Below are 18991 nucleotides of genomic sequence, written 5' to 3'. Positions count from 1 at the left end.
CCCGAGGATCAGCGGGGCGGGCGGGCCACGCTCTTGCGCTCGACGAGGGCGGGCGGAATGGCGTCGAAGGCCGGCAGCTCGTCGACGCCGTCGATCTGCAGCTGCAGCATCCGCACCGCGTCATCGGCCACCGCGGCGAAGTCCGGCCGCACAGTGGTCAGTGCCGGATCCAGATAAGCGGCCTCGGGGATGTCGTCGAAACCCACGATGCTCACGTCGTCCGGCACCGCCCGGCCGGCCTCGCGCATGGCCTTCATGACGCCGAGCGCCAGGTGATCATTGGCGGCGAAGATCGCGTGTGCATCGGGTATCCGGGCGAGGGTCTGGCCGGCTTCATATCCGGAAGCCAGGCTCCAATCCGCTTTGATGACAGGAGGTTCCGGTGCTCCCGCGCTGGCGAGCGTGGCGCGCCAGCCGGTGACGCGGTCGGCGCTGTCGAACCAGCCGCTCGGCCCCGACACGTGCCAGACGGTTTCGTGTCCTGCGGCGAGCAGATGCTCGGTCGCCATCCGCGCGCCCAGTTGCTGATCGACCGTCACCAGCCGTGAGGTCGAGTGCGGGTCTCCGTCGATCGACACGAGCGGCAGGTCCGGCGGCAGGTCGGCGATCGCGTTGCTCGCGGAGATGATCGGCGCAATCGCCACGATGCCGCCGACCCGCTGCTCCATCAACCGATCGACAGCCAGTGCGATCGAATCCCGATCAAGCAAAGGCACGCTCGCGACGCCAACGGCGAATCCGGCGTCGCTGAGCGCACGTTCGACGGCGGTGAGCACGGACGCCGGTCCATACAGTGCGGAGCTCTGCGCGACGATGCCGATCACCTGGGAGCGACCGGTGACGAGCGCCCGTGCGGCCCGGTTGGGTCGGTAACCGAGCTGTGCGATCGCCGCCTCAACCCGGGCGCGGGTCTTGGCGCTGACATTGGGGTGACCGTTGAGCACACGCGAAACGGTCTGGTGTGACACACCGGCCACCCGCGCGACGTCCGTCATCGCCGGCGGGCGGTGGTCGCGTCGGCCGGCGGCGTGCGGATCGTCGCCCGGCGAGACGCCGGACGTGCGGGCGGCACCTGCAGACATCCGCTCTCCTCAAGACGACGAACCGTGATCGGACGTGATGACGCGCTGGGCCGTTACGCCACGACCGCAGCGGATCCTTCCCCGTCGCTGCTGCCGCGACTCTACGCCGCCGCCGGCCGACACCGACGGACCACGCTGGTTCCGTTGACCGCCACGGGCGAAAAGCGCCATGGGCGTGGGGAAGGCGATGGGTCAGGCCGTCGGTCGTTCGTTGTATGACGAGGCGCGTTCCTGGCCGGACAGCTGCGCGATGGCGTCCATGATCCGGTCGGTGGCGATCCGTCGGGCCTTGCCGGCGGGCATGGCCTTGAAGTCGTCGCCGAAGCTGAGCGGCGCGCCGAATTTCACCGTGACCTTCGCCAGGCGGGGCATGCTGGAGGCGCTGGGCTGCACGTTCGGCGTGCCGATGAGGCCCACCGGCACGACCGGCACACCGGCCTCCATGGCGAGGTGCGCAACGCCCACTCGCCCACGATAGAGACGGCCGTCCCGTGAGCGCGTGCCCTCCGGATAGATGCCGAACGCCTCGCCCTCGCGCAGCACCCGCAATGCCTGCTCCAGCGAATTGACCGCGGCCCGCGAGTCGTCACGCTCGACCGGAATCATCCCCATGGCGTTGAACCAGCTGCGCGACACGAGCCCTTTGACGCCGGTGCCGGTGAAGTATTCGGCCTTGGCAAGGAAGACCACTTTGCGGGGTGCGACCAGCGGGATGACGACGCTGTCGATGAAGGTGAGGTGGTTGCTGGCGATGAGTACGCCGCCGGTCTTCGGAACGTTGTCGCGACCCTCCACGCGGGGACGCCAGATCGCACGCAACAGAGGCGCGACGGTCATCCGCGACAACGGATAGAGCGGCCCCCCGCCCATCAGTCCACCTGCTCGTCGATCACGGTCGCGCCCAGCACCGCCTGCATGACCGGGAGCCCGACCTCGCCCGGGTCGTCGACGTCCTCGTCGTCCATCGACTCGGTGATCTCGTCTTCGGCCTTCGGCTTCCGAGCAGTATCGGATTTGGTTGTGGCGGCAGGAGTTGGGGCGGTCGCCCACTCCGGTGGCGGCGCATTGACCGAACCCCAGCCGCCACCGCCGTCGCTCGCGGCAGCGCCCGAGGCCAGGCCTGCTTGGGCGAGGGCCTCGGCCGCCCGGGACCGGCGGGAGGCCGGTGGCTCGGGGGGCGCCGACGCGCTGCCACCACCATCGACCGGACTGTCGTCGTGACCGGCCGGTCGCCGGTCGTTCTGCGGCGGTCCGTCGGTCGCCGGTGGTGCATCGCCGGGCGGCCCTGACACGCCGCTCGGCGTGTCGTCCGGCTCGGTCGGGAGAGTGGGCGCCGGCGCACCGGAGTCCGGGCGGGCCGTGACCCGAGCGCGTATGCCGAGCGCGTCGAACAGTGCCGCCGCCACCACGTCGGGGTGCGGTGCCCGCTCGACCGCCTGGGCCAGTCCCGGGCTGCTCGTGCCGAGGACCAGCGTCTGGCCGTCGAAGTCGGCTACGTGTGCGTGCTGACTGAGCAGCGCCCAGGTGACCCGCTTGGCGCGGGCGATGCGATCGAGCACGTCGGGCCAGGCACGGCGCACGGCTTCCGCGGTCAGCGCGCCGGACGGTGCTGCTTCTTGCGGTGCCGGAGGTGTGGGCTCCGCCGCAGGTGACGGTGCGGCGGCGCCGGCGGGCCGCTGACCTCGATGCGCGGCTCGTTCCTCATCCCTTACTCGGCCACCGCTGGGTGGCTCCTCCGCTCCTCGGCCACCGCTGGGTGGCTGCTCCGCTCCTCGGCCACCGCTGGGTGGCTGCTCGCGGCCAGCGACCGGCGCGGGACCTCGATGCGCGGCTCGTTCCTCATCCCTTACTCGGCCACCGCTGGGTGGCTCCTCCGCTCCTCGGCCACCGCTGGGTGGCTGCTCCGCTCCTCGGCCACCGCTGGGTGGCTGCTCGCGGCCAGCGACCGGCGCGGGACCTCGATGCGCGGCTCGTTCCTCACCGCTTACTCGGCCACCGCTCGGTGGCTCCTCCGCTCCTCGGCCACCGCTGGGTGGCTCGCCGATGTCCATGCGACGCTCGAGGCGGTCGAGGCGGGCGGCATACCCCTGCTCACCGGAGACGGCGGGCAGCAGCACCCGCGCACAGATCAGCTCGAGTTGCAGGCGCGGGCCGGTGGCGCCGGTCATCTCCGACAGGCCGGTGTTGACGATGTCGGCGGCACGCGACAACTCGCCGGGCCCGAACGACGCGGCCTGCTGCCGCATCCGCTCCAGCTGGTCCTCCGGCACGCCGCGAAGCACCTGCGCCGCACCGTCGGGCACCGCGGCGATGACGATCAGGTCACGCAGTCGCTCCAGCAGGTCCTCGATGAATCTCCTGGGGTCATGGCCGGATTCGACGACCCGGTCGATCTGCCTGAAGACCGCGCCACTGTCGCGCAAACCCAGTGCGTCCACCGTCGCGTCGAGCAGCTCACCGTCGGTGAATCCGAGGAGTGCAGCAGCTCCGGCATAGGTCAGACCCTCCTCACCGGACCCCGCGATCAACTGATCGAGCACGGACAGCGAGTCACGCACCGACCCGCCGCCCGCCCGCGTCACGAACGACAGCACGCCCGGCTCGACGGCGACGCCCTCCGCGTCGCACAACTGCTGCAGGTAGTCGGTCAGCCGGGCCGGCGGCACCAACCGGAACGGGTAGTGGTGCGTCCGTGACCGGATCGTCCCGATGACCTTCTCCGGCTCGGTCGTCGCGAAGACGAATTTGACGTGTTCGGGCGGCTCTTCGACGATCTTCAACAGCGCGTTGAAGCCCTGCGGCGTCACCATGTGCGCCTCGTCGATGATGTAGATCTTGTAGCGCGACTGCGCCGGACCGTATGACGCCCGCTCCCGCAGATCACGCGCATCGTCGACACCACCGTGACTGGCCGCGTCGATCTCGATGACATCGACCGTGCCGGATCCGCCGCGGGACAACGCCACGCACGACTCGCACACACCGCACGGGGTGGGCGTCGGCCCCTGCTCGCAATTGAGGCACCGGGCCAGGATCCGCGCCGAAGTGGTCTTCCCGCACCCGCGCGGGCCACTGAACAGATAGGCGTGGTTGACCCGCCCGGTGCGCAGGGCTTGCATCAGCGGCTCGGTCACGTGTTCCTGGCCGATGACGTCGGCGAACGTCTCCGGCCGGTAGCGGCGATACAGGGCGGTGGTCACAGTGCCGACTCTATTCGCCTTCGCCCACAGGCGTGCCACGTGCGCCGCCCGCGGTCCGACGGGCACGGTTTGCCGGCCCACCGCGACGGGAAGTATCACCCGGGACGTGGGTCACAGGTGTGGCCGCGATGCAGCACCGACGAGGCAGAATGGGCTCGGTCGTGCCGCCTCGCCCGTTCGCCGGGCGGCATCTCGGGGTCGAAAGGTAGCGTGGAAGTCATGCTTTCCTGGCGTCGGCTGCGCACGCCGACGGCGCTGGCGACGGCCTGCGCGATCGTGTTCGCGCTGCTCTACGTCTTCTGGACGCCGCAGGTCCCGGATCTCGCAGCGCAGGTCGCCCGGGCCAACGTCGCCCGCCTCGGAGGTGCGCCGGTCTGGTGGGGCGGCTGGTTCGGCGGCATCACGCTGCCCAACTACAGCGCACTCGTACCGTTCTCGATGGCCACCTTCGGTATCCGGGTCACCGGCGTGATCGCCGTCGTGCTCAGTGCGTATGGTGGCGCACTGCTCGTGGCCGGCGCCCCCCGACCGCGCGCCGGAGCCGTCGCGATCGCACTCGCCCAGGCGGCCGACCTGCTCAACGGCAGGGTGACCTTCACCGTCGGTGCGGCGCTCGGCATCTGGTCACTCGTCGCGTTACGGCGGCGGTACGAGAAGAGCGCGCTCGTCTTGGCGCTGTTGTCGTTCCTCGGGTCCCCGCTCGCCGGGTTCTTCATCGGCATGGTGATGGTGGTGGTCGCGGTGCTCCGGCCGGAACGCCGGCGGACCGCGCTCATCTGCGCCGGTGCGCTCGTCGTCGCCGGCATCGCGATGGCGATCCTCTTCCCGGGCACCGGGAAGATGCCGTTCCCGATCACCGACGCAGCACCGGCGATGCTCTCTTGCCTGGTCGTCTTCGGCGTCTGCCACCACAGGCTGATCAGGGCGGTCGCCGTGGTGCTCGCGGTCTCGTTCATCCCGCTGCTGATCGTGCCGCTCGCCATCGGCACCAACGCCACGCGGCTCGCCTGGCTCGGGGCGGTGCCGGTCGTGGTCGCCTATGCCGAGCTCCGCGAGTCGCTCGTCTGGATCTGTGCGTCGGTCGTCGCGATCTGGCCGGTGAGCGACCTGGTCAACCAGCTGCAACTGGCGCACCAACCGTCCAGCAACTACGTGTTCTACAAGCCGCTCGCGACCGCGCTCAAGGCCGACCAGCGCGCGCTCGGCTCGAAGGTCATCGGCCGGCGCGTGGAAGTCGTCGACACCAAGAACCACTGGGGCTCGGCATACCTCACGACCTTCTCACTGGCCCGTGGCTGGGACCGGCAGGCCGACAAGGCGGACAACCCGATCTTCTACCAGCCGCAGCAGCTCAACCCGGTGAGCTATCGGCAGTGGCTGGACTCGCTCGCGGTCGGCTGGGTGGCGGTGCCCAAGGCGCCGATCGACTACGCATCCAAGCAGGAGGCGGAGCTGGTGCTCGGCGGACTCCCCTACCTGCGACTCACCTGGAGCAACTCGGACTGGCGGTTGTTCCGGGTGATCAATCCGGCGCCGCTCGCCACCGGCGCCAGGGTCGCCGAGATCGACTCGCACGGTGTCCTGCTCGACGCGACCGCCAACAAGACCATCGAGCTCAAGGTCCGCTACTCCGCCTACGTCGGTGCCAGCGACCCGAGCACCCATCAGCCCCTGACGGCGTGCATCGTCAACAACAACGGGTGGTTGCAGGTCACCGTGCCGACCACCGAGCGGATCCGGCTGTCCAGCGACTTCACCCCGGCCCGGTCGAAGGCACCGGGGTGTGTCTCGCCCGCCAAGTCTCCGTCGCCCACACCGAGCGGTGGATGAGTTGCGAAAGGACGCCACCCGTTGGATGGCGCCCTTTCTCCGGTGAGCGGAGGATAGGGGATTCGAACCCCTGAGAGCTTTCACTCAACACGCTTTCCAAGCGTGCGCACTAGGCCACTATGCGAATCCTCCGCGGAGGAGAATACCTGCTCGCGGCCCGCGCACCGAATCGGGCCGGACAGCCGGTCTCGATTGCGTATGCCGAGGCAGCGTGTTCTACAGTTGGCGCCGGACCCCTCGTGCGGTGGTACCTCTCCGAACTCCCCCAGGGCAGGAATGCAGCAAGGGTAGGAGAGCTCTTCCAGGTGCGCGAGGGGTTCCTTCTGTGGCTGCCAGCTGTCATCGGACGCTCAGCGAACCGTCGGGCGGCTCTCACCGCCGCCGGACAGGATCGCGGTCATGGGCGGCTCCTCGGGTTTCCACGACGCGTCGGACGCCGCCGTGTTCGCTGCCCGGCTGAGTCGCCGGCAGCTGGTGACCGGGGTGGCCGCGACTGTCACGACGGCGGCTCTGCTCACCTCGTCGGATGCGCAGGCTGTCGCGCCCGACGTGAGTGCGAGCCACGGTCCCGCCTGGTCCGCGGGCACGGCGCCTCCCGTGAGTGGGTTGCACACGCAGTTCGGCGCGGACGCGAGTCGAGAAGCCGTGGTCTCCTGGCACACTCTCGAGCCGGTCACGCAGGCTCGGGTGCTGCTCGGCAGCGAGGAGGGATATCACCGTTCCTTCCCGGCCGTCACCCGCAGCTATGTCGACGCCAAGTCCGGTTGGACCGTCTATGCGCACCACGCCGAAGTCACTGGTCTACAGGCTGATTCGGACTACCTCTATCTCGCCGTACATGCCGGAGCCGCCCCGGAGGGCGGCAGCTTCCGCACCGCACCGCGCGGCCGAGAGCCGTTCACCTTCACCAGTTTCGGCGACCAGGGCACGCCGACCGTGGGCAAGGCGATCACCCAGCCGGACGGCCGGACGATGATGGCCAACGACAATCGCGGGTCGTATGCCGCGGGAGACACCGTGCTCGGCGTCGAGCGGGTCCGCCCGTTGTTCCACCTGTTCAACGGCGACCTGTCGTATGCGAGCCTCGCCACCGACCGGGTCCGCACCTGGTGGGACTTCTGGGAGAACAACAGCCGCAGCGCTCGCCACCGTCCGTGGATGCCGGCGGCCGGCAATCACGAGAACGAACTGGGCAACGGCCCGATCGGATATGCCGCCTACCAGACGTATTTCGAGCTGCCGCCCACGCCGGGGCAGACCGACACCACACGCGGGCTCTGGTACGCGTTCACCGCGGGCGCGGTCCGCGTCATCTCCCTGGCGAACGACGACATCTGCTACCAGGACGCCGGCAGCAGCTACGTGCGCGGCTATTCACACGGTGCGCAGAAGGGCTGGCTCGAGTCGGCGCTGCGGGATGCCAGCACCGACCCGGGCATCGACTGGATCGTGGTCTGCATGCACCAGGTCGCGATCTCCACGGCGAACAAGTTCAACGGCGCCGACCTCGGGGTCCGCGAGGAGTGGCTGCCGCTCTTCGATCGGTATGGCGTGGACCTGGTCGTGTGCGGCCACGAGCACCACTACGAGCGGTCACACCCGATCCGGGGGCACCGGCGCAACCGGACGCGAACACCCGTCCCGCGGGCGACCGACACCCAGGTCGTCGACACCAGCACGGGGACGGTGCACATGATCATCGGCGGCGGTGGGTCGTCGTTGACGTCCAACGAGCTGTTCTTCGACCCGCCGGCCTGCCGCGTCATCACTTCGGTCGGCGCCCCAGACGCGGCCGGCCGACGCCCCGCCCACTACGTGCACGAGGACGCAGCCTGGTCGGCGGTGCGCAACCCGGCACACTCTTACGGATTCGCGTCCTTCACCGTCGACCCCGGCGAGCCGGGCCACAAGACGTCCATCACGGTCACGTACTACGACGTGACGGGTGTGGGCGGCCGGCTGTCGGCCTTCGAGACCTTCCGGCTGGAGCGCCCGCGCCGGCACTGACCGGCGGGTGCGTTTCTCGCAGGGCGAGACTGGCGCCGATGTGACCGACGCGTGACATCGGGCTGCGCGGGTTCCCAGGATCGACCACTCATACTGAGTGTCGACAAGATTTCGTTCGGGGCACGGGGTGGGCACGATGGGCTTGACCGGCAGGCGCGCGGTGAGCGCCACCGCGGCGGCCGCGTTGCTGCTGCCCATGGTCGTCGCGTGCAGCAGTGCCGACCCCCGTCATACGACGATCTCGAGCTGTTCACTCCTGCCGGCCACGCCGACGATGAAGATCCCCCTCAGCTCGATCCATGCCAACGTGTGGAACGCCAGCGGCCGGAACGGCCTGGCGGCCAGCATCGCGTCGCAGCTGTCGTGGCGCGGCCTGAAGATCATCTCCACCGGCAACGACCCGACCAACGAGCAGGCCCCGGAACATGCCGAGATCCGCTACGGCGCGGTCGGCAAGCAGATCGCGCTCACCGTTGCGGAGCAGCTCAAGGACGCGAAGCTCGAGCAGGACGACCGGACCAATCCGAGCATCGACATCGTGATCGGCACGCACTTCGCGCTGGCGCCGGTGCCGCCACCCGCGCCGTCGCGGATCACCATCAATGTGCTCAACGCGTTCGTCATACCGGGCACGGCATCCGACGTGGCCGCGCAGATGCGCAAACGCGGGTTTCACGTCGCCACGGTGGGCAACACCCAGGACTTCTATCCCGACAACGCGGTGATCGTCCGCTACGGGCTGCGCGGTGAGCCCGCCGCCCGTCGGGTCGCCTTGCAGTTCCGGGACGTCAAGATGGAGCAGGATCGGCGCACGAGCGCCACCGTGGACGTGGTGATCGGCAGCAAGTGGACCGACGGCGCCGTCGTGCCGGCGGCCCAGGCGACGCCCAAGCCGACGCCCTCGTCGCCGTCACCCACCTGCTCGCCGATCAGCAAGTAGGGCGGTCGGTCACCGGCGCCGCGCGGTCCCGAAGATGCTGCGGGTGATCTCGCGGCCGACGACGGTCCCGGCGGAGCGCAGCATCGACTTGAACGCCGACGACGTGATCACCTGCTCGACCATGCTCGGCTCCTCCTTCGCCTTCTGCTTCGGCTCGGCGCGCTGCTGCGGCGCGGCCTCGGCCGGTGCCGTGCCGGCGCCGGCGAGCTTCTTGTTGAGCATCTCGTATGCCGACTCGCGGTCGACCGCCTGCGAATACTTCGGGGCCAGAGACGATTGGGCGATGATGTCGTCGATCGTCGCGTCCGGAGAGGGCGCCATCAACGACACCGGTGCCCGCATGCGCGTCCAGGCGACCGGTGTCGGCGCACCCTTCTCGGACATCACCGTGACGACTGCCTCACCCGTGCCGAGCGAGATCAGCAGCTTCTCCAGGTCGTAGCCGCTGGTGGGGAAGGTCTGCACGGTGGCCCGCAGCGCCTTGGCGTCGTCCGGGGTGAAGGCGCGCAGCGCGTGCTGGACCCGGTTGCCGAGCTGGGAGAGCACGTCGTTCGGGATGTCCTTCGGCGTCTGGGTGACGAAGAAGATGCCGACGCCCTTGGAGCGGATCAGCTTGACCGTCTGCTCGATCGACTGCAGGAACGCGGTGGAGGCACCGGTGAAGAGCAGGTGCGCCTCGTCGAAGAAGAAGACCAGCTTCGGTTTGTCGGCGTCGCCGACCTCGGGCAGTTCGTGGAACAGGTCGGCCAGCAGCCACATGAGGAAGGTCGAGAAGAGGGCCGGCTTGTCCTGTACGCCCGGCAGCTCCAGGCAGCTGACCACGCCCTTGCCGTCGTCGGTGGTGCGGGTCAGGTCCTTGGTCTCGAACTCCGGTTCGCCGAAGAACGCGTCGGCGCCCTGATCGGAGAACGCGATCAGGTTGCGCAGGATGACGCCGGCGGTCGCCGCGGAGAGACCGCCGAGACCCTTCAGGTCCTCCTTGCCCTCGTCGGAGGTCAGGTAGGTGATCACGGCGGTGAGGTCCTTGAGGTCCAGCAGGCTGAGGCCGCGCTTGTCGGCGTAGTGGAAGACCAGGCCGAGCGAGGACTCCTGGGTGTCGTTGAGGCCGAGCACCTTGGACAGCAGCGTCGGGCCGAACGAGGTGATCGTGGCCCGGATCGGCACGCCCTTGCCCTGCCCGCCGAGGGAGAGGAACTCGGTCGGGAAGCCGGTGGCCTCCCAATGCTCGCCGACCTCCTTGGCGCGCTGCTGGATCTTGTCGCCGTCCCGACCGGGCGAGGCGATGCCCGACACGTCGCCCTTGATGTCGGCGAGGAACACGGGCACACCGGCGGCCGAGAGTTGCTCGGCCATCAGCTGCAACGTCTTGGTCTTGCCGGTGCCGGTGGCCCCGGCCACCAGGCCGTGCCGGTTCATCATCGCGATCGGCAGCCGGACGGGGACGTCCGCGTGAGCCGTGTCGTCGATGACCGCTGCTCCGAGCTCGACAGCCGCCGAGTCGAACGAGTAACCGTTCTTGATCTCTTCGAGCTGGTCGCTCGCTGTGGTATCCGTCACGTTGCCTGAGAATAGCGGCGCCACGCCCCGGTTCGAAGGGTTCCGGTCAGCCGGGCAACCTAAGCTGTCGCCTGTGATCTTCAAGGCGGTGGGCGAGGGGCGGCCCTACCCGGATCATGGCCTCGTCAGTCCGAAGGACTGGCGGACGGTCTCGCCGCGAGTCGTCCGGCTCGACGAACTTGTCACGATCAACCGGACGCTGGACCTCGACACGCTGCTGTCCGAGGACTCGACCTTCTACGGTGACATCTTCGCGCATGTCGTGTCGTGGCAGGGCGACCTCTACCTGGAGGACGGTTTGCACCGGGCGTTGCGGGCCGCCTTGCAGCAACGCCCCGTGCTGCACGCCCGGGTGCTGCTGCTGTGAGCTACGTGCGGGAGGACGGCCTCGCGCATGCGCGGCGCCGACGGAAGCGTCGGTCGATCATCGTGCTGGTGGTCGCCGTGGTCCTCGTCTTCGGTGCCTTCGCCTACGCCTGGGGCTACATGAGTACGTCGGACAAGGCGAACCCGACCGCGTCCTCGTCGTGCGCCGTGACCAGCACTCCTCCGCCGCAGTCGATCTTCGTGCTCAACGTCTACAACGCGTCCTCGGACAGCGGCGTGGCGAAGCGGACCAGCACCGCGATGCAGTCGCACGGCTTCAACGTCGGCACCGTGAGCAACGACCCCTACAAGGAGTCGATCGACGGCGTGGGCCAGATCCGGTTCGGGCCGAAGGGCAAGAAGAACGCCCTGGAATACGTCAAGAAGTACCTTCCCGGCGCCACGATGGTGCAGGACGGACGCACCGACGACTCGGTCGACCTGGTGCTCGGCAACCAGGCTCCGGCCATCAAGTCCGCTCCCCCGACGACCGTCGCCCCGCCGCCCGGCTGCAGCACGGTCGCGCCGGTCGAGTAACGGAGGGCGCCGGTGGAGTAGCAGCGGGCGCCGGTCGAGTAGCAGGGGGCGCCGGTCGAGTAGCGGCGGAGCGCAGCGGGGGGAGATGCGTATCGAGACCAGCGCTGCGACCGCGCACCACGAACCCCAGCCCGTTCGTTTTGGCGTGAACGGCCTTGTCAGGTAGCCTCTTCGGCGGTGGCGTGTCCGAGCGGCCGAAGGTGCAACACTCGAAATGTTGTGTGGGGGCGACTCCACCGTGGGTTCAAATCCCACCGCCACCGCCAGATCGACCTTATTCGAACTCCCCGGAGGACTTGCCTTCGGGGAGTCGAGTAGGTCGCGAAGCCACGAGCGATCCGATTCGGCCCTGCGCCCGGCAGCTCCAGACGGTGTAGTCAGTTGCGCGATCTCACCGAACGGGTCCTTGAACTCCGTCGCCTGCACGGCGACCTCATTGAGGTAGAGCCGCTTGTACAGCGCATCGTTGATCAGGCCACGGCACTCGTCGCTCGCAGTGGCGTAAAGCGGCGGCAGCTCATGCAACAAACCAAGCGCCGCCTGGAGGGCCGCTGCCCCCACTTCGAGCCGACTCCGAGCGTCGACTTGCTGCGCGGTGATCCGCGCGCGGTCGGTGCGCAGCGCGTTGAGCCGTTGCTGGATCTTGCTGGCTGGCAAACCTTGTTCAGCCAAGTCGATGAGTCGTTCTTCTCGCTGATCGAGCTCCCTCAGCTGCGCGTCGAGTGCTTGCTTCATCTCCGCCAGGCTCTCTTCCTCATGGGCAACCACCGCGTCGATCTGACGGATGATGGTGTCGACAACTGCGTGCGGAAGTTCGAGCGTCTGGTAGTGCCGTGCCACGAAGTCCTCAACCAATGGCACGGGCAGGTACGGCAGGTCGCAGATGCCTCGGAGCCGGTCGGCACAGACGAAGTAGGAATAGGTGCCAGCTCTGGCCTTGGCTTCGGTGTAGATCAGCTTGCGGATCTTCCCTCGCCGGTAGCAGCGATCGCAGTGCAATTGCTTCTTGAGGTAGTGGAAGTGGGTGCGGTCCCGGCGCGTCGGTGCCGAGCGTTCGGCGAGCACGGTCTGTACCCGCTCGAAGAGGTCGTGGCTGATGAGTGGCTCGTGCCGACCCTGGAAGAGCTCGCCTTTGTAGCGGACCATGCCGAAGTAGTAGGGGTCGTGCAGGATGCGGTGCCACTTGGCCGGGGCTGGTGGCTTCGGCGTCGGTGTTGCTCGGGTCGGCTTCAGGCGGAGTCCCAGATCGGCCATCTGCCCCGTCAGGCGTTGGATCGAGTAGCCGCCAGTTGCGTACAGCTCGAAAGCCCGCCGCACCAACGGACCGCGTTCTGGATCGATGATCACGGAGCTAACCTGTCGGCCTTCGAAGTCCTCCTTGACGTTGAGATAGATATTTGTTTCGGAAGTATGGTCGTACGCTTGGCAAAGCCCCGATGACGTCGTAGCCGGCCGCTTCGGCCAGCGTTAGGGGGTCGAGTTCGAGTACGGACGCCAGGCGGAGGATTCCGTCGAAGGCGGGTGCCTTGTGCGCGTCGAGTTCCCAGAACCGCAGTAACGACTTGCTGATGCCAGCCTCTTCGGCAGTCTGCGCCATGGTCAGCCCCGCCTTGATGCGAGCTTTTCGGATGATGCTGCCAAATGTCTTTTCTTTCTTTGAATTCATACATTTATTTTACCTTCAAGTGCAGAATTCTGCACGCGTTTTCTCTTTTTCTACAACACATTTTTGCGCCATTTAGGCGTCCTTTCTTTAGTTGTGTTCGGGTAGGAATCAGGGAGGCGGGATGCCTCAACCTGATTCCCACCCGGTGCAGGAGTTGGACCGCTCAGCTGTTGCTGGCTGTCGTACCCTTCCGGGCCGTAGCCTTGCCCGGCTTGGTGCCGAACAGAGCCTCGATGGCTGCGCGCTGCTCATCGGCCTCGCGCGTGATCGCTTCCTGGTATTCGGCAGCCTTGGCTGCGACTTCCGGGTTGCGTGCCATCTGCTCGACCTGCTGCTCGATCGCGGTGCGGATCGCATCGGTGACCGAAACGCCGGAGAGCTTGGCCAGGATCGTCAGCCGAACGTGTAGCTCGCCGTCCAGCCGGACCGCCAGAGTCTTGGTGTCGCTCATGGCGGACTTCTCCTTTCTGAGGGTCTTGTTCCCGTCCTTCGCTACTCGACGAACGACAGGCCACCGTCCTCGGGGTGGTGCAGCCCTCGATCCTTCGGGATCAAGCAACTGCAGCCACCCGGCGACGGGGAGTGACCGGGTTGTGGCGCGGCCGGGCGCGCTCGTCTGTCGATCAGAGGTTTTGCTTGAAGACCCAGACTCGGCCCTGGTCGTTGTGAGCGATGTGGATCTGCCCTTCCAACCAGAGCTGCTGTGCTACCTCGTCGTAGGTCCAGCCATTCGGAGGGACGGATGCGTTGAGCCTCCTGAACTCGGCTTCTGCCCAGGCACCCGGGCTTTCCCACTCCCCCAGATAGGCGTCTGCGTAGGAATCGAGCATGCCGGGATCGCCGTCGTGGAGTTCAGCCCAGAACGCGAATGCATCGCCGTGGTCTCGGATACCCCGGGCGACTCGGGCGACAAGTGCGAGGTCGTCGTCGGGGCGGACTTTGAAATCAGCGAAGTCGACAGCATCGGACACTGCAACAGCCGTTGCTCCGGCCTCGCGGTAGCGCTCAAGTAGCCGCCGTGCGCACTGCTCCAGGGTGTTGTCATCGACCGCCGCCGCGGTCCACTCCGACCGATCGCTAAGCGGGACGTCACCAGCGAATGGAGTAAGTTCGATGCGCGGGTTCCGGTGCGGCGGCTGCCTTTCGGGCGTCGGGTCGCCGCCGCGTGGCCTGTTTCGGGTTGGTTCGTATTCGCTCATGCTGTGCCTCCTTTCGTTTGCTGGTTGGTGTGTGCGATGTCGCTTGGCTCCTGCGGCACCGGGTAGCGCCGCAGCCGGATGTCGCTCTCGATCTGGTTGCCCCAGACGTGCCAAGGCGGCTGGCCCGGCGTGTGCGGCGGTCGCCTGCGAGCGAACAACTCGAGGTACGGCCCCGGCGAGATGCGCTCGATTAGGGCGTACTGCTCTTCGGGCTTGTGCGAGTGGTCTTGCACCGGCGCCTGGATCCAGGTCGGCTGCGAGCGGTACTGGACCGGCGCTTTGCCCTTGGTAGCGAACAACAAGTGCTCGGTGGAGTTGCGTAGGTAGTTGCCCAGGCCGAGCCGGAACTTGACCCAGGTCAGCGGACTCCGCACGGTGAATCCCCAGGCTTCGGCAACGTCGTAGCCGTACCGGAGGGTGGCGTTGGTGACCCAGAGCCACAGGTGCGCGTCGTCGGCAGACAGATCGGCGACCGGCATCTGCTTGATCCGCTCCAAGCTCATGAGCTGGTAATGCTCACCAGCACCGCGCTTGCCCTTCTGCTCGATGTCCCAGGGTGGGTCGGCCAGGATGGTGTGGTACTTCATGACGCACCTCCGCTGTCGGCGCCTAGCAGTACCGTTCGTCGGGTGAGCTGGTTCAACACCGATCGAGTGGCGGTTCTGTTGTCGGCAATCGCCTTGATCGGGTCCGCCACCGGATGGTGGCTCAACCGCAAGGCAGCCGCGGCGGCGGAGGCTGATGCCGCTGAAGCTCGCCGCATCGCCGAGCGCGCTGCTGCCGCAGCGGAGCGTTCTGCGTCAGCGGCGGAACGATCCACCGGCTCGCACGATTCGATGGCCGCGTCGTTGCAGGCGCTGGCCACGCGCACCGATCGGGTCGAGGCGCAGCTTGACGACTTCTTCCCCAGACGGTCAGCGGCTTGGACGATCACACCAGCGACGGGCCAGACGTTCCACGTCCAGAACACCGGGAACGCCACCGCATACGAGGTGATGCTGTCGTCGCCAAATGCCGCCCGCTTCGAAGGCCCAAACCCGGATCCAGTCCCAGAGTGGCCGGTCGGCACCGCGTACGAGATTTTCGCCGCGGGTTCCTTCGGCGGCGGAACGCCAATTGTGCGTATCGACTGGAAGTGGTCCCTAATCGCCACCGAGACGGAGCGCTGCGAGATGCCTGTGCCACCCAGCGGATGAACCCGACTCATGCGTCGCCTCCGCTCGCCAGCATGGCGACCACGGTCTCGCGGGTGGCGACGCGAAACAGCGACGGATTGAGCCGGCCCGAGCGCTGAACACGCTGGGCGAGCGTTCGCGCCCGATCGATCGCCCTCGTCCCGTGAAAGATCCACAGCACCAGCGGAAACGCGCCACCATTCGCCTGCTCGCTCCCGCTGCGGTAGTAGGCCTCGTACTGCTCGCACTTGCGCATGAGCGTCGGCAGCGACTCGGTCCCACAGTCGACTTCGGCGAACCAGCGGTCTTCGTAGCCTCCCTCGACGTCCTTACCCGAAAGGCACAGCGCTAGATCTGGGGTCAGCCGCAGCGCCGCACCGCCGAGTCCGGTGTAGGTACGGCTGGCACGCTGTTCGATCTGCACCTGCAGGGCAGCGCGCATGTCGGTCGCGGCCTGGATCGCCGCTAGGTGCGCGTCGGCGATCGCCAGTTCGTGCGCCAGGAAGCGTGTCGTCGGCGCGTCGGCTCGGTAGCGCCAGGATGGCTCGGTGCCGGGCTTGGCGGTCTCCATCGCCAGGCGGTGGCCAGCGCTGGCCAGTTGCCAGATCTGGACGCCTGAGCCGGCCTCGATGCCGCCAACCCGGCGTGCGGTTACAGTCTGCAGCACACCGGCTCGCTTGAGCCGGAGCAGCGTGCGGCGGGCTTCGCGGGCAGCCGAGTCGAGCCGCAGCTGGTTACTGGTCGGGAAGCAGAAGCGCTGTACCTGGTGGGTACTCAGGAAGCGGTGCATGCCAAGAACGGCCAGGATGGCACGGTCACGGTCGGCGAGATCGGCGCGCAGCCGACTCCGGGCGACGGTACCGACCAGCCGGCGCCGGCTGGGGTTCTTCGCCCCCGACAGGGGCGAAGTATTCGCGGGTGAGGAAGCGGCCGGTGTGGCCGTGCCGTCGGCAAATGCGGGAGAAGCACCAGGGGCGGCCGGACGGACGAACGGACTGCTCTGGTCACTGTTGGAAATGCTGTTTTCGCTACTCATGACTCGTCCTCCTTCCTCGTTTCGTTTGTTGTTGTTTCCTCTCCTGTGCTCGCTGCCGAGCGCCGGGAGCGGCCGATCCGGTCTGTCCCTTTGTTGTTTTGGCTGACCGGCGATGTACCACCTGCCAGCCGAGCCAATGTGGCTTCCGTCTCGCTGGCCGGCTGCCCGAACGTTGCTTCCGATTGGCGTTGCAGCTCGGCCGGGTCGCGCAGCGGCTCCGGTAAGGCTCGGGTGGTCATCGACACCCACGGCACGGTCGAGCCGTCAACCAGCAGCCGGGCATACGCCTGGTATCGCGGCAGCGCCTCGAAGTCGTGCTTGACGAGGATGCTGTCGCCGAAGAGGTTTGCGGTGACGTTGGCATCGTCACCGGACAGGCGGAAGGCGATCTTGGTGCCGGTGTTTGCGTCGACCCCACTCACCAGTCCACCGAGCTGCTTTCGGTACTGGTGCGCCATGGTGACGCTCATGCCGAGCGATCTGGCCTGCGCCAGCGCATCGTCGAGCGAGCCGGGGATCCTGAGGTAATCCTGGGTTTCATCGATGACCATGCCGACCTGCTTGCGCGAACTTGCCGGTACTTGCAGCCTCGTCAGTGCGGCCCGCCATGCGTCGGCCACGATGAGCGCACCCAGCAACGAGGCGGCTTCCTGCCCGATGCGGTCTTTGCCGAGCCGGACGAGCAGGATCTTGTGCTCATGAAAGACCTGCTCGATGCGGAAGCTGGGTTCGAGCTGCCCGACGATGGCCCGCAAGGACGGCCTGAGCAGCACGGTGCGCAGCTTGTTCATGAGCGGCCGGATGACGACAGCGCGAGCCTCGTCGCTCAGTGCCTCGTACTCCGCCCAGAAGGCACCGAGGCCAAGCGGGTCGTCCGGCCCGACCGCACCGATGACCTTGCGACGCATGCCAGGGTTGGTCAGCAGCAGCGGGATGAGGGCCAGCGACGCCTTCCCGCCTTTGAGGTGGTAGCGGGCCAGGCTGAGCGCTGCCGAGTGCAAGAGGTCGGTCGAGCGCGGGCCGAGGCCGCTGCCGAACAGCGAGCTGAACACCGTAACGATCTGGTCGGCCACCAGGTCAGCTTCGGCCGGACTGCTGACGCTGCCGAGGCTGTTGAACCCGACCGGTCGCGCCGACGACGGATCGAGGACCACGACGTCGTGTACTCGGTGCTCGGGGATCCGGGCCAGCACGTCCGTGATGAGGTCGGACTTGGGGTCGATGACGATCTGCCCGAGCCCCGCGTCGATCTCCTGCAGGATCTGCTGCGCCAGCAGCGTCGACTTGCCGACGCCAGTCGGGCCGAGCACGTGCCGGTGCTGCAACCCGTCCCGCATTGGCTGATGGACCTCACGTTCCTGGCCGCGCTCGACGGCGCGCGTTGCCAAGCCGTAGCAGATGCCGCCCGTCTTGGGATGCGCACTGGTGGCGGGTAGAAGCCGGGGGTGCCGCGGTCGCAGCCCGGGGAGCGGCGTGTCGGGCTTATCCGCCACCGGCAGTCCGAGTGGCACCAGGTCGGCGACGCTGAGTTTGAGCGGCCACAGGAACGGCGACGCGGCCTTCTCGACCGATTTCGGGCTACAGGCGACAAGACGAACCGCCTGATTGGGTGCTTCCAAGCCCCGAAGCGCGGCACCGACCTGCCCGATGAGGTGCCCGGCGCGCTCCTTGTTACCGGAGACTGCCAGAACCCGGATGCAGCAGCCGAAGCCGTGCTGGCCGAGCTTGGCCGACTCGTCCGCCGGTGCCTTGTGACCGTTCGCCGTCGGCGGTGTCCGCGGCCAGGTGCGGGCACCGAGCACCAGCTGGAAGCGCAGCACTTCTTTGGTGCCGGCTTGTGCCAGTGCGGCCAGCAGGCTGCGGGTGACGGCCAACTGTTCGGTGCCCGCGTCGGCACGCAGCGGCCGAGCCCGATGCGCTGAAATGCGTAGCGTCGCTGCGAGCCGGACGTCGTCTTCTCGGACCGGCAGCTCGGCCTGCGACATAGACACGAGCACGTCCGGGACGTGGGTGCGCAGGACATGCAGTGCCTTACGCAGCGCCACGTCGTCGTCGGCACCCAGCCGCCAGGTCACCGTGCCACCGCTGCTGGTGACTTCCAGTACCAGACGCGGTTGTCGAGCCAGTGCTGCCAGACCGAGGAAGACGGCCCGGGCGGTGTCGGGCGACAGCGCTTCGGCGAATTCCAGCTCGCGCCAGACGACTGTCGGCTTACCCATCTGTCGCCTCGCGCTCTGGGTTGTCGTCCGTCGGCTCAGTGCGCTCGCTATTTGCTTCAGCGGCAGCTTGCGCTTCCGCTTCGGCCTGCGCCATAGCCATAGCGATGACCGCCCGGGCAATCTTCTGCACGTCCGGCTTGTCACGCAGCTCACCACGAACGCTCAGATGCCGTTCCC

General features: G+C 67.7%; 16 protein-coding genes, 2 tRNA genes, 1 other RNA gene and 1 pseudogene. 8 read left to right on the top strand and 12 right to left on the bottom strand.

Annotated elements, in window-relative coordinates; genetic code table 11:
• Nucleotides 1–8 precede the first annotated feature (8 nt).
• From ACN8HC_RS04445 to ACN8HC_RS04435, 3 genes are all read right to left on the bottom strand, one after another.
• Entirely contained in the window at nt 9–1082 is a 1074-nt protein-coding gene (locus ACN8HC_RS04445) for a LacI family DNA-binding transcriptional regulator (protein WP_490073651.1), read from the bottom strand.
• A 192-nt stretch (nt 1083–1274) separates the two neighbouring features.
• Nucleotides 1275–1952 carry a lysophospholipid acyltransferase family protein gene (locus ACN8HC_RS04440; RefSeq protein WP_490073650.1) on the bottom strand — a complete coding sequence of 226 codons (678 nt, stop codon included), beginning with the start codon at nt 1950–1952 and terminating at the stop codon, nt 1275–1277.
• Nucleotides 1952–4282 (bottom strand): DNA polymerase III subunit gamma and tau, encoded by a 2331-nt coding sequence (locus tag ACN8HC_RS04435; protein WP_490073649.1) that lies wholly within the window; start codon nt 4280–4282, stop codon nt 1952–1954. Before ACN8HC_RS04435 ends, ACN8HC_RS04440 begins: the two co-directional genes overlap by 1 nt.
• A 219-nt stretch (nt 4283–4501) precedes the next feature.
• Between ACN8HC_RS04435 and ACN8HC_RS04430 the strand changes: the two genes are divergently transcribed.
• Nucleotides 4502–6112, top strand: a complete 1611-nt coding sequence (locus ACN8HC_RS04430; protein ID WP_490073648.1) for a hypothetical protein — start codon at nt 4502–4504, stop codon at nt 6110–6112.
• Between the two features lie 47 nt (nt 6113–6159).
• On the opposite strand, the gene ACN8HC_RS04425 is transcribed toward ACN8HC_RS04430, so the two are convergent.
• A tRNA-Ser gene (locus ACN8HC_RS04425) sits at nt 6160–6244 on the bottom strand.
• 96 nt (nt 6245–6340) lie between these two features.
• Between ACN8HC_RS04425 and ffs the strand changes: the two genes are divergently transcribed.
• The 3 genes from ffs to ACN8HC_RS04410 all read left to right on the top strand — a co-directional run bounded on the left by ffs (nt 6341) and on the right by ACN8HC_RS04410 (nt 9059).
• An RNA gene (gene ffs / locus ACN8HC_RS04420) (signal recognition particle sRNA small type) lies at nt 6341–6437 on the top strand.
• A gap of 74 nt (nt 6438–6511) precedes the next feature.
• On the top strand, nt 6512–8119 hold the full coding sequence (locus tag ACN8HC_RS04415; RefSeq protein ID WP_490073647.1) for a fibronectin type III domain-containing protein: 1608 nt from the start codon (nt 6512–6514) through the stop codon (nt 8117–8119).
• A gap of 136 nt (nt 8120–8255) precedes the next feature.
• A complete protein-coding gene (locus ACN8HC_RS04410) occupies nt 8256–9059 on the top strand; it encodes a LytR C-terminal domain-containing protein (protein ID WP_490073646.1) in 804 nt (267 codons plus the stop codon).
• Nucleotides 9060–9068: 9 nt separating this feature from the next.
• Here the strand turns inward: ACN8HC_RS04410 and ACN8HC_RS04405 are convergent, their stop codons facing one another.
• The gene (locus ACN8HC_RS04405) at nt 9069–10616 is read right to left on the bottom strand and encodes a helicase HerA-like domain-containing protein (protein WP_490073645.1); all 1548 of its coding nucleotides are present in this window, start codon (nt 10614–10616) and stop codon (nt 9069–9071) included.
• 73 nt (nt 10617–10689) lie between these two features.
• Here ACN8HC_RS04405 and ACN8HC_RS04400 point away from each other — a divergent pair, with 73 nt between their 5' ends.
• The 3 genes from ACN8HC_RS04400 (at nt 10690) to ACN8HC_RS04390 (ending at nt 11785) form a co-directional block, all read left to right on the top strand.
• Nucleotides 10690–10983 carry a type II toxin-antitoxin system VapB family antitoxin gene (locus ACN8HC_RS04400; RefSeq protein ID WP_490073644.1) on the top strand — a complete coding sequence of 98 codons (294 nt, stop codon included), beginning with the start codon at nt 10690–10692 and terminating at the stop codon, nt 10981–10983.
• A complete protein-coding gene (locus ACN8HC_RS04395) occupies nt 10980–11519 on the top strand; it encodes a LytR C-terminal domain-containing protein (RefSeq protein WP_490073643.1) in 540 nt (179 codons plus the stop codon). Before ACN8HC_RS04400 ends, ACN8HC_RS04395 begins: the two co-directional genes overlap by 4 nt.
• 176 nt (nt 11520–11695) lie before the next feature.
• A tRNA-Ser gene (locus ACN8HC_RS04390) sits at nt 11696–11785 on the top strand.
• Nucleotides 11786–12629: 844 nt separating this feature from the next.
• On the opposite strand, the pseudogene ACN8HC_RS04385 reads toward ACN8HC_RS04390, so the two are convergent.
• The 5 genes and pseudogenes from ACN8HC_RS04385 to ACN8HC_RS04365 form a co-directional block, all read right to left on the bottom strand.
• A pseudogene (locus tag ACN8HC_RS04385) lies at nt 12630–12836 on the bottom strand (recombinase family protein); the annotation flags it as partial.
• A 34-nt stretch (nt 12837–12870) separates the two neighbouring features.
• A complete protein-coding gene (locus ACN8HC_RS04380) occupies nt 12871–13185 on the bottom strand; it encodes a helix-turn-helix domain-containing protein (RefSeq protein ID WP_490073642.1) in 315 nt (104 codons plus the stop codon).
• 163 nt (nt 13186–13348) lie between these two features.
• Entirely contained in the window at nt 13349–13636 is a 288-nt protein-coding gene (locus ACN8HC_RS04375; protein ID WP_490073641.1) for a hypothetical protein, read from the bottom strand.
• 172 nt (nt 13637–13808) lie between these two features.
• Complete coding sequence (locus ACN8HC_RS04370; RefSeq protein WP_490073640.1) at nt 13809–14384, bottom strand: hypothetical protein; 576 nt, start codon at nt 14382–14384, stop codon at nt 13809–13811.
• Nucleotides 14381–14971 (bottom strand): MT-A70 family methyltransferase, encoded by a 591-nt coding sequence (locus ACN8HC_RS04365; protein WP_490073639.1) that lies wholly within the window; start codon nt 14969–14971, stop codon nt 14381–14383. The genes ACN8HC_RS04370 and ACN8HC_RS04365 overlap by 4 nt, the downstream gene beginning before the upstream one ends.
• A 42-nt stretch (nt 14972–15013) precedes the next feature.
• On the opposite strand from ACN8HC_RS04365, the gene ACN8HC_RS04360 reads away from it, so the two are divergent.
• Complete coding sequence (locus tag ACN8HC_RS04360) at nt 15014–15580, top strand: hypothetical protein (RefSeq protein WP_490073638.1); 567 nt, start codon at nt 15014–15016, stop codon at nt 15578–15580.
• A gap of 7 nt (nt 15581–15587) precedes the next feature.
• Here the strand turns inward: ACN8HC_RS04360 and ACN8HC_RS04355 are convergent, their stop codons facing one another.
• Together ACN8HC_RS04355 and ACN8HC_RS04350 are read right to left on the bottom strand one after the other, a co-directional pair.
• Nucleotides 15588–16595: a replication-relaxation family protein gene (locus ACN8HC_RS04355; protein ID WP_490073637.1), complete on the bottom strand. Its 1008-nt coding sequence runs from the start codon at nt 16593–16595 to the stop codon at nt 15588–15590.
• A complete protein-coding gene (locus ACN8HC_RS04350) occupies nt 16592–18814 on the bottom strand; it encodes a type IV secretory system conjugative DNA transfer family protein (protein ID WP_490073636.1) in 2223 nt (740 codons plus the stop codon). Before ACN8HC_RS04350 ends, ACN8HC_RS04355 begins: the two co-directional genes overlap by 4 nt.
• Between the last annotated feature and the right edge of the window lie 177 nt (nt 18815–18991).

It is taken from the genome of Flexivirga sp. YIM B11880 (assembly GCF_058148645.1).
This window is presented reverse-complemented; position numbering and strand designations above follow the sequence as displayed.

Coding starts and splice junctions, on each gene's coding strand:
- ACN8HC_RS04410 (WP_490073646.1), top strand. CDS start 8,256: ATGGGCTTGACCGGCAGGCGCGCGGTGAGCGCCACCGCGGCGGCCGCG.
- ACN8HC_RS04365 (WP_490073639.1), bottom strand. CDS start 14,971: ATGAAGTACCACACCATCCTGGCCGACCCACCCTGGGACATCGAGCAG.
- ACN8HC_RS04445 (WP_490073651.1), bottom strand. CDS start 1,082: ATGTCTGCAGGTGCCGCCCGCACGTCCGGCGTCTCGCCGGGCGACGAT.
- ACN8HC_RS04370 (WP_490073640.1), bottom strand. CDS start 14,384: ATGAGCGAATACGAACCAACCCGAAACAGGCCACGCGGCGGCGACCCG.
- ACN8HC_RS04415 (WP_490073647.1), top strand. CDS start 6,512: ATGGGCGGCTCCTCGGGTTTCCACGACGCGTCGGACGCCGCCGTGTTC.
- ACN8HC_RS04375 (WP_490073641.1), bottom strand. CDS start 13,636: ATGAGCGACACCAAGACTCTGGCGGTCCGGCTGGACGGCGAGCTACAC.
- ACN8HC_RS04355 (WP_490073637.1), bottom strand. CDS start 16,595: ATGAGTAGCGAAAACAGCATTTCCAACAGTGACCAGAGCAGTCCGTTC.
- ACN8HC_RS04430 (WP_490073648.1), top strand. CDS start 4,502: ATGCTTTCCTGGCGTCGGCTGCGCACGCCGACGGCGCTGGCGACGGCC.
- ACN8HC_RS04350 (WP_490073636.1), bottom strand. CDS start 18,814: ATGGGTAAGCCGACAGTCGTCTGGCGCGAGCTGGAATTCGCCGAAGCG.
- ACN8HC_RS04380 (WP_490073642.1), bottom strand. CDS start 13,185: ATGAATTCAAAGAAAGAAAAGACATTTGGCAGCATCATCCGAAAAGCT.
- ACN8HC_RS04440 (WP_490073650.1), bottom strand. CDS start 1,952: ATGGGCGGGGGGCCGCTCTATCCGTTGTCGCGGATGACCGTCGCGCCT.